Origin of the sequence: Nitrosospira lacus (assembly GCF_000355765.4) — a bacterium.
GTDB classification, from domain to species: domain Bacteria; phylum Pseudomonadota; class Gammaproteobacteria; order Burkholderiales; family Nitrosomonadaceae; genus Nitrosospira; species Nitrosospira lacus.
This window is the reverse complement of sequence record NZ_CP021106.3, coordinates 957823-970340: the sequence shown is the minus strand read 5'-3', so window position 1 is coordinate 970340 and position 12518 is coordinate 957823. Positions and strand designations below refer to the sequence as shown.

10 protein-coding genes are annotated in these 12518 nt (G+C 51.1%); 8 read left to right on the top strand and 2 right to left on the bottom strand.

Annotated elements, in window-relative coordinates:
* Positions 1 to 101 precede the first annotated feature (101 nt).
* From EBAPG3_RS04330 to EBAPG3_RS04320, 3 genes are all read left to right on the top strand, one after another.
* Positions 102 to 461 carry a hypothetical protein gene (locus tag EBAPG3_RS04330; RefSeq protein WP_151898861.1) on the top strand — a complete coding sequence of 120 codons (360 nt, stop codon included), beginning with the start codon at positions 102 to 104 and terminating at the stop codon, positions 459 to 461.
* A gap of 204 nt (positions 462 to 665) precedes the next feature.
* The gene (locus EBAPG3_RS04325) at positions 666 to 1088 is read left to right on the top strand and encodes a hypothetical protein (RefSeq protein WP_040851218.1); all 423 of its coding nucleotides are present in this window, start codon (positions 666 to 668) and stop codon (positions 1086 to 1088) included.
* Positions 1089 to 1902: 814 nt separating this feature from the next.
* Positions 1903 to 3366, top strand: a complete 1464-nt coding sequence (locus EBAPG3_RS04320) for a hypothetical protein (RefSeq protein ID WP_227869267.1) — start codon at positions 1903 to 1905, stop codon at positions 3364 to 3366.
* A gap of 392 nt (positions 3367 to 3758) precedes the next feature.
* Here EBAPG3_RS04320 and EBAPG3_RS04315 read toward each other — a convergent pair whose 3' ends face one another.
* Positions 3759 to 4397, bottom strand: a complete 639-nt coding sequence (locus tag EBAPG3_RS04315; protein ID WP_151898860.1) for a transposase — start codon at positions 4395 to 4397, stop codon at positions 3759 to 3761.
* Positions 4398 to 4858: 461 nt separating this feature from the next.
* Here EBAPG3_RS04315 and EBAPG3_RS04310 point away from each other — a divergent pair, with 461 nt between their 5' ends.
* The 3 genes from EBAPG3_RS04310 (at position 4859) to EBAPG3_RS04300 (ending at position 8308) form a co-directional block, all read left to right on the top strand.
* Positions 4859 to 6391, top strand: coding sequence for a 2-isopropylmalate synthase (locus tag EBAPG3_RS04310; protein WP_004174877.1), 1533 nt, complete (start codon positions 4859 to 4861; stop codon positions 6389 to 6391).
* 122 nt (positions 6392 to 6513) lie between these two features.
* Positions 6514 to 7794, top strand: coding sequence for a YihY family inner membrane protein (locus EBAPG3_RS04305; protein ID WP_004174875.1), 1281 nt, complete (start codon positions 6514 to 6516; stop codon positions 7792 to 7794).
* Positions 7795 to 7801: 7 nt separating this feature from the next.
* Positions 7802 to 8308: a TlpA family protein disulfide reductase gene (locus EBAPG3_RS04300; RefSeq protein WP_040851276.1), complete on the top strand. Its 507-nt coding sequence runs from the start codon at positions 7802 to 7804 to the stop codon at positions 8306 to 8308.
* Positions 8309 to 8378: 70 nt separating this feature from the next.
* Here EBAPG3_RS04300 and EBAPG3_RS04295 read toward each other — a convergent pair whose 3' ends face one another.
* Positions 8379 to 10088, bottom strand: a complete 1710-nt coding sequence (locus EBAPG3_RS04295) for a proline--tRNA ligase (RefSeq protein ID WP_004174873.1) — start codon at positions 10086 to 10088, stop codon at positions 8379 to 8381.
* Positions 10089 to 10379: 291 nt separating this feature from the next.
* Here EBAPG3_RS04295 and EBAPG3_RS04290 point away from each other — a divergent pair, with 291 nt between their 5' ends.
* On the top strand, positions 10380 to 10940 hold the full coding sequence (locus tag EBAPG3_RS04290; protein ID WP_040851217.1) for an RNA pyrophosphohydrolase: 561 nt from the start codon (positions 10380 to 10382) through the stop codon (positions 10938 to 10940).
* A gap of 352 nt (positions 10941 to 11292) precedes the next feature.
* Positions 11293 to 12291: a cytochrome-c peroxidase gene (locus tag EBAPG3_RS04285; protein ID WP_004174869.1), complete on the top strand. Its 999-nt coding sequence runs from the start codon at positions 11293 to 11295 to the stop codon at positions 12289 to 12291.
* Positions 12292 to 12518 lie beyond the last annotated feature (227 nt).

The following is a 12518-nucleotide window of genomic DNA, read 5'->3' as shown; positions in this document are numbered from 1 at the left end:
GCCGAACCGGATAAAGGAGGAATACCATAAACCATACGTCCAAGTTACTGAATAATACGCCCGTCCGATTCTTGGTGCTTGCGGGCATCATGATTTTTGGCGTGAGCGCATCCCATGCACAAATTGATGGAGGGAAGGAGCTGGGCGCACCTCTATCCCCACAGGGCGGTGCAATTGTAGCGCAGCTCTCCCAGAATTGGGGGGACGCCGCTACAGGTCAAAGCGATGTGCCGAGAGATGGTGCTGGCGCTATCTCCGCACTCCGTACATCTGATCAGGCCCGCTCTTCGTCAAACTGGCTGTCCGCAGACCAGGCGGCCGGGTCTGGCTCGTGCAGGTACGCCACCCCGGAACAGGAAAGTTTTTTCTGCAAAATCAAAAGAATCTTCTACGAACGCGACTCCTCGGGACCCAACCGGGATATGGATAGTAATATTTCAGCAGGTGGTGCGGGAGGTTAAGATTCATGCTTGTCGTAGCTGCCGGATTCTTGAATTATGTCCGATATGCATAACTCACAACATGCGGATGGCATCCCTTGATCAAGCAGGCCAATGATTTCGACGTTGAATCAAATTGAAAACATCCCAGGAAAAACTCATTGGCCTCGTAGCATTCATTCCACTATTTCGCCGCGCTGATTAAAAATAGAAAGAGGAATATTCATGAAACAAAATTCCGTTCTGAAAATCCAGTCCGCGGTACTTGCTGGCATGATTTTTACCATGGCCGGCACGCTCCATGCCCAGAACGGCACAGCGGGACACAATGGCGCTTCGATTCCTGAACAGGGCGTTCCAGCAACGAAACGGTCCTTGCCCGAACAGAAAGGCACTGCATCAGGTCAGGGAAGCTCACAGCAAAAAAATGGCAACGCTGCACCCAGGCAAGGCACGCCGGCTCAAACCGGCTCTTCATCAGTCTCATTACCCGCAAATCAGGAACCTGGCTTGAGCGAGTCCCCTACACCCGAACAGGAGAGTTTTCTCCATAAGATTATCAGGATCTTCTTTGGGCCTGACTCTCCCCCTGGGCCGAACCGGGATGTAGACACCAATATTTCCGCAGGCGGCGCAGCGGGAGGATGACACTTGGCACCTGGGCTAGAACGAAATTCGCACCAGAAGAACAAGATTGACATTCCTGCTTCCATACATCTACAGACAGCGTAGTTCTTTCCCTGCACGCTAACATCATATATATCGATTGAATCGATCCGGCATCGGCGCGACTGATCTCGCCTGAAAACTCATTCAAACCAGCCGCCACAGAATGTGTTCTGCATAAAGAGGTTTCCATGAAGATTCTCACTGGCCGCGGTTGGAAAGCACCATCATCCAAGACAAGAATATCTATCTGATCGCGTGCTTTCAGCATTCCCGGCAACCGCCGCATCTTGCCAGCTTTATCTCTCACATTAACGCCATATTCAGAAACCATAACCCCTGTTGTCATAGTGGTCATATATCACGCCCATTCTCTGCTGAATCCTTGCAGATGCCCGATGGCTCGGTTTTCCATAATAATTCTCCAGCAAATTATTGACGCTCATTTGACATTTTATTGACTAATGTTTTTCTTTTTTTCACTTTTACATGACATCTATTTGACACACGCCATGCTATTTTTTCCTACCGGCTTGAGTTTTTCCAAATATTGAAGCTCGTCAATAAATTATTGCATCGACATAGTCCCCAGCGCTTGTAATCTTGATATTTTTAAAAGCCTTAGGCCTGACATATTCAATTCTGAAATCCGGAGCATCTGATGAAACCTAGCCTTCCATTAATATTTTTGTCTTGCTGTGTATTTTCGACTTCCCTCTATGCCCAAGCAATCGATTTGTATGTGGACACTAAAACCAAGCAAATCTATTCAGAGCCCGGGGCCGGGCGTGTGCGCATGGGTTCTTTCGAAAGAGTGCCTGACACACCTCCGAAACCATCCACTACCGTGGATACGGGTCAAGCACCGGCCGCTGGCAAAGATACCGGCGTAGCTCAATCTCCTCAAGGCACGACGGTAACCACGAGCCCCGTGGACAAATCAAAAGGAACGGGGCCAGGGCCGTCGAAAGGGGGATTTGGTTACGCAGATTGGAAAGAAAAGGATCCATTCAAGTGGAATTTGAATGGAGACGGTAGCCAGTATCTTAAATTCGGCTTCCTTAACCAAGTCCAGTTACGGTATGAACAAAATAATCCGGGATCACTCATACAAAGCCAGCCCGTGGATGATTCGACCGACATCGGTCTTCGCCGGACTCGTCTCGTCCTGCAAGGACAAATCACTGATCGGGTATACTTTTACACCCAATACGGGATGAATAATTTCAACTTCCTGTCTCAAATGAATGGGAATCGACATATTGCCGCCTATTTTCATGACGCCTTCGGTGAATTGCGGCTGACCGAAGGACATCAAATGGTTCTTGGGGGAGGTCTCGGTATGTTTAACGGCCTGTCCCGCTTCAGCGCCCCCAGCGTCAGCACCATTATGACAATGGATGTGCCGGTTGGCCTTCAGTACACTGCGGAACGGACGTCCTTGTTTAATAGGCAGCTAGGCGTCTATCTTCGCGGTCAGATCAGCAAGTTTCGCTATATCGTAGCGGCAAATGATTCGTTTCCGATAACAACCGATGGAATAACGAATGACGGCGCCATTTCGCCAACAGTTTCCAATTTTGCGCAAGTTGGACATAAAAAGAATTTTACGGGGATGTTCTACTGGAACTTCTGGGATACGGAACCGAATACCAACCCTTATATGCAGGGAACCTATCTGGGCAAGAAAAGCATACTGAATCTTGAAGCCGGCTTTGCCACACAAAAAGACGCCATGTGGACGGGCACCTCGGCCGCAGACGCTCGGTTTCATGATATGACACACTGGTCAGTGGCGGGCTATCTGGATGCACCGGTGGATAAGGTGAGGGAAACAGCCATCTCCGCTTATATTGGATACACCAGTCTGAATTATGGACCGAATTATCTTCGCATGAACGGAAATGGCCAGAATTCGGCTAACGGGGTCGGTCCGGGCGGCAGCTTAAATGGAGCAGGCAACACCTTTCCGATGTTTGGTACAGGTAATCTTTGGTATGCACAGTTAGGGTATCTGCTGCCCATAGATTGGCTGGGAGGAAATAATGGCCAACTTCAACCCTACGCCTCTATAACGAGTGCGAACTGGGAGGCTTTACGTGATCAAATGAATGTATTTAACGTAGGACTTAACTGGCTGATAAAAGGCCACAACAGCAAGGTTACTTTCGATTGGCAAAATAGGCCGATATTCAATACCGCCGGAAATACGATTGCCAATAGAAATCAATTCGTCTTGCAATATCAGGTTGCTTTCTAACAGACTGATACGATCCTTTCTATCTGATCCAGAACTGAGGCCTGCCCCAGCCGCAACCCTCTCCACATTTTTTACACGCATCCCGGCCACCCCCCAGGCGGGATGCGGCGCCCTCGCCCGCATAATGTCATTTGCTTATTGACCCCAGATAATCCATTAGGCGGTTCTGCGAGCCTACCCGAGTGCTGGCGCCATCATCTCGAGTCCTAACGGATTATCTGGGTTGAATAGCGGCAATCGCTCAAATGAAAGTAAGCGGCCATGCCAGACCAAGTCCGGTTGTTGGGCGGCCCTCTCGACAAGTGGGAATCAAGGGCACAAGAACTCTTTACGAATCAAGGTATCCGACTGGAAAATAAGTGGTGACAAGCGATGCTGTCCAACCGTCAAGTTTAGGTAGCAGTTATAGCCGAAGTGATTTTCTTGCCCTTCCTCACCCAGGTCGCGTCCGGGTCTGCATTCCGGGTTCCGGTACAATTAATCCGTTTGGGTGATTTGGTTACCGTGATGCACGGAATGCTGCCGTCTTCGTTGACTTTTGGCGCAGCTGCCGTATCCAGCTCAATGACCCTGTCACGCTCGGGACGAGCGGCCGTCCGCACCAGCAGGACATCAATGATTGCACCTTGGACACACTTGACTGAGAGGTCATGGGCCTGCAATTCTGAATTCACTCCCGCTAGCAATCCAGCCAGCCTGCCCGATGCGATCAAGCGATTGCGAAAGCGGCCCAACACGGTTTCATCCGGCACCTCGTCAGAAAGACCCAGCCCGCAGAAATGCATAAAGTCAATACGCAGACGCAGTGCTTCTTCCAGTTCCGGATCCGATAAGTTGTGCCAGTGGCCCAGCAATACTGCTTTGAACGCAACTAATGGATCCATGAGTTCTTGCCTTCCCGCGCGGCCGGCTTCGTATTTGTAGAGTCCGGCAACTTGGGCACGAAGCGTCTTCCAGTCAATCAGCTCATGCACTTTCATCAACGCGCTATCGCGCTTCACGCGTGCTTCCATCTTTATTGGTCCATTCATTTGCACCGGCTTGCGCACCCTTTCTTATCCTTCACCTCGACATTCATTCGAACGTAGTCAATTCAATGGTGCAAAGCCTTAAAACGAACCCGATGGAGACAAGGCATACACGGCAAGCTAGCACAAATCATGTGAAAAAAACGTCGCGATGATTTTAAGAATTTGTGAAATTCGTCGAGATGCAACGGCTTGACGGTAACAGTTCCCAATATGGGGACTCGCAGCCACATCACTCCTGGAAACTATTGCACGAATTCGGGAAACCCTTTATATTTCCCCCATGCAGCAGATTCATCACACTCTCCCGCTTCTTTTTTTATGCCATCCGCCGCTTCTGGCAAGACCGCTGCTGCGCTTCGCGCGCTAACTACTACACTCCCTCCTCCAAGTTTTACCCTGCGGAATCCTTTTCCGGATTCTGTGTCACAACGTAATTATTCTTTCTGAAACCGGAGAAACCAGTGAAAGATCATTTGATTATTTTTGACACCACGCTGCGCGATGGTGAACAGAGTCCGGGTGCATCCATGACCAGGGAGGAAAAGGTACGTATCGCGCGGCAATTGGAGCGCATGCGGGTGGACATAATCGAAGCCGGTTTTCCTGCCGCGTCCAACGGCGATTTTGACGCGGTGAAGGCGGTAGCTGACACGATTAAGGACAGCACCGTGTGTGGGCTGGCGCGGGCCACAGAGGCCGATATCAAACGTGCTGGCGAGGCCTTGCGGGGAGCCGGTTCAGCACGTATCCATACCTTTATTGCGACCTCGCCGATTCACATGGAAAAGAAACTGCGCATGTCTCCAGACCAGGTGATAGAACAAGCGGTGAAAGCCGTGAAATGGGCTCGTCAATACACGGACGATGTGGAATTCTCCCCTGAGGATGCGGGCCGCTCGGACATTACATTCCTCTGTCGTATTCTGGAAGCCGTCATCAATGCGGGTGCAAAGACCCTGAATATTCCCGATACCGTTGGCTATACCATGCCGGAACAATTTGGCGGGCTCATCCATACACTGCGCGAGCGTATCCCCAATTCCGATAAGGTGGTGTTCTCTGTGCATTGCCACAATGATCTTGGACTGGCAGTGGCTAACTCATTGTCAGCGGTAATGCATGGCGCCCGGCAAGTGGAGTGCACCGTAAACGGGCTGGGCGAGCGCGCAGGCAACGCCTCATTGGAGGAAATCGTGATGGCGGTACGTACGCGTCAGGATTTCTTTCCATGCGAGACACGCATAGACGCCACTCATATCGTACCGGCAAGCAAGCTGGTATCAGGCATTACCGGCTTTCCGGTACAGCCGAACAAGGCTATAGTCGGTGCAAATGCGTTCGCCCATGAATCCGGCATACATCAGGATGGCGTGCTAAAGCATCGTGAAACATACGAAATCATGCGCGCCGAGGATGTCGGCTGGGGTGCAAATAAATTACTGCTGGGCAAACATTCGGGGCGAAATGCCTTTCGCAGCCGTTTAGCGGAACTCGGTATCGAACTGGAATCGGAAGAAGTGCTTAATGCCACATTCATGCGTTTCAAGGAATTGGCCGACAAGAAGCATGATATCTTTGATGAAGACCTGCACGCCCTGGTTTCGGAAGATGCCGTCACCTTACATGAACACTACAAGCTTTTATCGCTGATTGCGCATAGCGAAACGGGCGAAACACCGTATGCCAGTATAGTGATTGCCGAAGATGGCAAGGAATCGCGCGCGCAGTCGGATGGCAGCGGGCCGGTAGACGCTACTTTTCGCGCAATCGAGAAAATCCTGGCCAGTGGCGCCGACTTGCAACTGTTCTCGGTTAACGCCATCACCAGCGGTACCGATTCCCAAGGTGAAGTGACGGTACGATTGCAAAAATCGGGGCGCATCGTCAACGGCAACGGCGCGGATACCGACATCGTAGTGGCTTCTGCCAAAGCTTACCTCAGTGCGCTCAACAAGCTGCATAGTAAGCTGGAACGGGCTCACCCGCAGGTGTGACCAAGGGAAGCGGGGCGGAACATACCCATAGTGGAACAAATAGAAAGGTCGGCTGGTTTGCTTCGATCCATGGGATACGCATTGGACTCTTCCCTCAATTCTGCCAGGCGGCACTGCGGCTCATGAAATCCTCCCAGTTTCCGGATTTCGCACATTATGTCCTAGTCCGCTTTGTTCAGCATAACTGTACCCAAGTCGCGGCCAGTCTCACCTTCACGACGCTGCTTTCCCTGGTGCCACTGATCGCCATCGGATTATCCGTGGTGGCCGCGTTTCCAGCGTTTGCCGAATACTCCACCCAAATAAAAATATTCATTCTCACCACCATGGTACCCGAAGCGGCGAACAGGGTCATCGCGGTATACATGCAGCAGTTCGCCGATAATGCGGTACAACTTACCGCCATCGGCACGGCTTTTTTGGGTGTGACAGCGCTTGCTCTCATGCTGACTATCGATAAAGCACTGAATGCTATTTGGCGAGTAACCCGATTGCGTCCATTCCTCCATCGCCTGCTGATTTACTGGGCCACGCTGACCATCGGACCGCTATTGATTGGCGCGAGCCTGTCGCTGACTTCCTGGCTAATAAGAATATCCATGGGTCTAACCGAGGATATTCCCGGCATCAAAGTTGCTCTTTTGCAACTGGCACCACTGTTCTTGACGAGCATCGCCTTTTCGATCCCCTATCTTATCGTGCCTAATCGCCAAGTCGCATGGCGTCATGCGATCGCAGGAGGCGTAGCCGCGGCAGTGGGATTCGAGGTAATGAAACAAGGGTTCGCATTTTACATTACTCACTTTCCCACGTATCAGGCCGTCTATGGCGCGTTCGCCACTGTCCCGATTTTTTTGTTGTGGGTTTACCTTTCCTGGCTGATGGTATTACTGGGTGCGGTGATTGCCGCTTCTCTCTCAAGTTGGCATTTTGCTGAATGGCGGGGAGATCCGGCAGCGCAGGGTAGGCAATTCCTCGACGCACTGCGTTTACTGCAAGCACTGGGAGAGGCCCTCAGGAACGGAAGGGTCGAAACCTATGCTAGCCTTCACAAGCAACTCATGTTAAGTTTTGAAGAAATGGAACAGATATTCGAACTGATGACCCGTGCCAATCTGGTTCGGCAGGTAAAAACGGGTGGATGGGTTCAAATAATTGATCCCAGTAAAATCATGGTTGCGGATATTTACCGGTTGTTTGTATTTCGTCCCGAAGCAATGCGCGCCGCGGTGGCGGGTGAAGCAACGCTGGAACCACTGCTCGATAGCATCTCAACCGGCATAGACGAGAAAATGAATGTGCCGCTGTCGCTACTCTTGGCGGAAACGGCGGCCGGGAATTCAACACCGCAGCAAGATGACGCTCTGGCGCAAAAAGTAACCTCACCTGGAGTCACTCAGTAAAAAAATGATGCAACGCGCGCTCGCCATCTTGCTCTGTGTGCTACTGTCACTGCCGCCCCTCTCCTATGCAAGGGGCTTCGTGTTCACGGATTCCACCGGCAAGAAGCTCACTCTTTCCGACTATAAGGGCAAGTGGGTCTTGATAAATTTCTGGGCCACTTGGTGCCCGCCTTGCCTGAAGGAAATTCCTGATCTCGTGTCGCTTTATGAGAGCCGCAAGGATGTAGTGGTAATCGGCATAGCGATGGACTACCAGAATCCGAAGACGGTGATGAAATTCGCTGACTCACTATCGATTTCCTATCCCATCGTGCTGGGTGACAGAAAAATTGCTGCTCAAATCGGCCCCGTGTCGATGCTGCCTACTACCTATTTATTCGATCCCGCCGGTCAGCCGGCAGCCTATAAGGTGGGGCTAATTTCGCGGGAAAGTCTGGAGGAATTCATGCGAGAAAACCCCCCAAGCCCTCAAAGCCATCCTCCCGGCGAAACAAGTCAGCGAAAGCGCAAATAAATTCAGGGAAATGGGGATGGCTTCGGTTCAGGTGCCAGCTTGAAAAGGTCAGCGAGTGAAAGAAAGCGGGTCAGGCTTCACCTATCCCCTTTTTCATAAAATCAATGATATCCCGCAAAGGGACGACCTGAGACTTTTCATCCCGCCGTCCTTGATACTCTACATTTCCCTCTTTCAAACCCCGTTCTCCGACAACAATGCGGTGAGGGATGCCAATCAACTCCATGTCGGCAAACATCACACCAAGGCGTTCGTCACGATCATCAAGCAGAACATCGATGCCGGCATTGACGATTTCCGTGTACAACTTCTCTGTCTCAATCCTCACCTGCGCATTCTTCTTCAGTCCGATAGGAACGATAGCGACCTGAAATGGCGCTATCGCATCCGGAAAAATAATGCCGCGCTGGTCATGGCTCTGCTCGATGGCCGCGGCCACGATACGCGATATCCCGATACCATAGCATCCCATTTCCATCGGACGTGATTGACCGGATTCATCGAGATAGGCGGCTTTCATCGCTTCCGAGTATTTGGTGCGTAACTGGAAAATATGTCCCACCTCGATGCCACGGCAGATCTCCAGCCGCCCCCCGCCATCCGGAGACAGGTCTCCGGAAACCGCATTGCGGATATCCAGCGTATAGTCAGGCTCTTTCGTATCACGCTCAAAATTAACGTTTGTAAGATGATAGTTCTCTTCATTTGCACCGCAAATGAAATTGCTCATTACCATCACAGAGTGATCTGCGATAACCGGAAGCGTTAAGCCGACAGGTCCTATGTATCCGGGAAGAGAACCGGTCTCCGCAAGAATCTCCGCCTCGGTCGCCAGTCGGAAATCGGTAAGGAAAGGGATTTTGCGGATCTTCGTCTCGTTAAGATGATGATCGCCGCGCAGCAGCAATAAATGCATCCTGCCACTCGCGATAACCGCCAGGGTTTTTACAGTGTCTGTGACAGGAAGGTTGAGAAACGCCGCAACCTCCTCACAGGTTTTTATGCCAGCCGTTTCGACTTTCCGCATGATGCCCCCGGCCGCTTCGCGTAATTGTGCCGGACGCAACGCCTCGGCCATTTCGATATTGGCGGCGTAATCCGAACCCGGACAGAAAACGATGGCGTCCTCGCCCGAATCCGCCAGAACATGAAACTCGTGCGAGCCGCTTCCGCCTATCGCTCCGGTATCCGCGGTGACTGCGCGAAACATCAACCCCATGCGGGTGAATATCCGCTGGTAGGCGTCGTGCATTATTCCGTAGGTCCTTTCCAGGCTGGCAACCCCGGTATGGAATGAATAAGCATCTTTCATGATAAATTCCCGTGCCCTCATCACACCGAATCGAGGCCGGATTTCATCGCGGAACTTGGTTTGAATCTGATAAAAAGTAAACGGCAATTGGCGATAACTTTTTATCTCTCGCCTCGCAATATCGGTAATGACTTCCTCATGCGTAGGGCCAAAACAGAAATCGCGCTGATGCCTGTCCTTGATTTTCAGCATCTGCGGGCCGAATACGTCCCAGCGTCCGGTCTCCTGCCAGAGTTCGGCAGGTTGCACCGCAGGCATCAAAAGTTCCACCGCGCCGCTCTTGTCCATTTCCTCCCGCACGATATTTTCAACCTTGCGCAAAACTCTCAATCCCAGCGGCATCCATGTATAAAGGCCGCTCCCTAAACGCCTGATGAGCCCTGCACGCAACATCAGCTTATGGCTCACCAATTCCGCTTCGGCAGGCGCCTCCTTAAGGGTTGAAATAAAGAAATCCGATACCCGCATGTGTGTTCCTATAATCATTGAATTGGAATAATTCTACTCTGAAAAATCGTAATGCCAATCGTATCGTTGAATTTTGACAGCATGAGCCATGCGAAGATGGATGGCTACATGCGCAACCCAAACTGGGTCAAATCCGGTGGTGAAAAGGAATGGAACGAGTAAGAACGCACGATGAACTCAAAAAGCAGGTGTTAACCAAATATGGGGGCTATTAATCTCGTGACAGCTTTCAATCTAGGATAAAATATGAAAAAATTTGTCCTCTTGTGACGGATCAAACGGGTGAATCGCATGATCGACCGCAACGGATATCGCTCCAATGTCGGTATTATTCTACTGAACTCGAAGAATGAGGTTTTTTGGGGCAAGCGCATCAAGCAGGACTCTTGGCAATTTCCCCAGGGAGGTATCAAGCCGGGCGAAAGTCCGGAACAGGCGATGTATCGGGAATTGACGGAAGAAGTAGGCTTGCACCCCCGGCATGTCGAGATCATTGGCCGCACGCGCGACTGGCTGCGCTACGAAGTCCCGGATCAATGGATAAGGCGCGACTGGCGGGGAAATTACAAAGGACAGAAGCAAATCTGGTATCTTTTGCGCCTGCTCGGCCGTGATTGTGATGTGTCGCTGCGTACAAGTGTTCGTCCGGAATTCGACGCCTGGCGCTGGAATCAATACTGGGTGGAATTGGAATCCGTGGTCGAGTTCAAACGCCAGGTCTATCGACAGGCACTGACCGAGCTTGCCCGCCTGCTCAATCGCGCTCCCTTTGATGGCAATGGCTACGGTGGATCCGGTCATCCTGGCGGCAGGGAACAGGCTGCGATCGCACCTCCTAAACAGGGCGAATAGAAAAAATGGGCAGATTTAGTATAAGCACACCGTACAACATTATCTCCGGCCCGTTAAGGCACGTATGGGTTTCGTCAAAATTCTGAATTTTCGAGCATCCATTCATGGATTGCCTGCTTATCCCTTTTGCCACCCTATCTCAGCCCCCCCAATTGCCGAATGAGAAACATTTTTCGCATATCTCGGAACGGAAGCTGGATTAACCTTCTTTGCTCCACTATGATAAAAATGAGTCTGCCTGTAGCGTTGAATTTTTAGAGGTGCCCATTATCGCCACCAAGAGGTGCCCTGACGGATAATTTGTAGGCGTAATCGGCTGCGCCACTACAGCCGCGTTTTTAGGAGATTACCAATGATAATGCGGACATTAATCATATCGCTGCTGTCTATTGGAGTCATTGCTGCCCCAAGCGCCGCGCTTGCTGCCAATGAACCCATCCAGCCAATCGAAGCCGCGAAACCCAAGAATGCAGACATGGTGGAACTGGGCAAGATGCTCTTTTTCGATCCACGTCTATCGAAGTCTGGATTCATTTCCTGTAATTCCTGTCACAACCTGAGCATGGGTGGCACAGACAATCTGCCAACCTCCATTGGCCACAAGTGGCACGAGGGACCGATCAGCGCGCCCACGGTATTGAACTCCAGCATGAATCTGGCACAGTTCTGGGATGGCCGCGCCAAGGACTTGAAAGAACAGGCGGGCGGACCCATCGCAAACCCGGGCGAGATGGGATTCACCCATGAATTGGCGGTCGATGTACTACGTTCCATTCCGGAATACCGGACCCGCTTCAAGCAACTGTTTCGCTCAGATAAAATCGATATAGGTATGGTCACCGATGCGATTGCCGCATTCGAAGAGACTCTGGTGACACCCGACTCTCGTTTCGACAAATGGCTCAAAGGTGACAAAAAAGCCCTGAATCAAACAGAGTTGGAGGGTTACAAGCTATTCAAGGAGAGTGGATGCACGAGTTGCCATAATGGTGCTGCCGTAGGTGGCGGCTCATTCCAGAAATTTGGTATTCATGAACCCTACAAGACGACCAGTAAGGCCGAAGGGCGGTTTGCAGTGACTGGCAAGGACGCCGACCGCTTCATGTTCAAAGTCCCGACCCTGCGAAACGTGGAATTAACTTACCCCTATTTTCATGATGGTGCCGCCGCGACACTGGAAGAAGCAGTGGACACCATGGGCCGGCTACAGCTGGGCCGCACGTTCAATAAGGAAGAAAATGCCAAAATCGTGGCATTCTTAAAAACGTTGACCGGCAAACAGCCTGAGTTCAAGCTACCTATCCTTCCGCCTTCTACCAATGAAACACCAAGGCCCAAGCCTTTTGGGTAATTAACAGGGTGATACTCGTCATGGCGTCCGCGGCTTTACGGGTATAATTTCTGAAATCTGCCAAGCCGAAAAAATTCGGCTTGGCATTCAAACACCAGACAATTCAATACTTTCGATTCAAGCTGCAAACAGGCAATGATTGCCGTGGCTGTTCACAAAAGTGACAGTCATTTTTCCTGTATTATTTTTAGCTTTGATTAATTTTTACGAATTGACGCTAAGCGAAT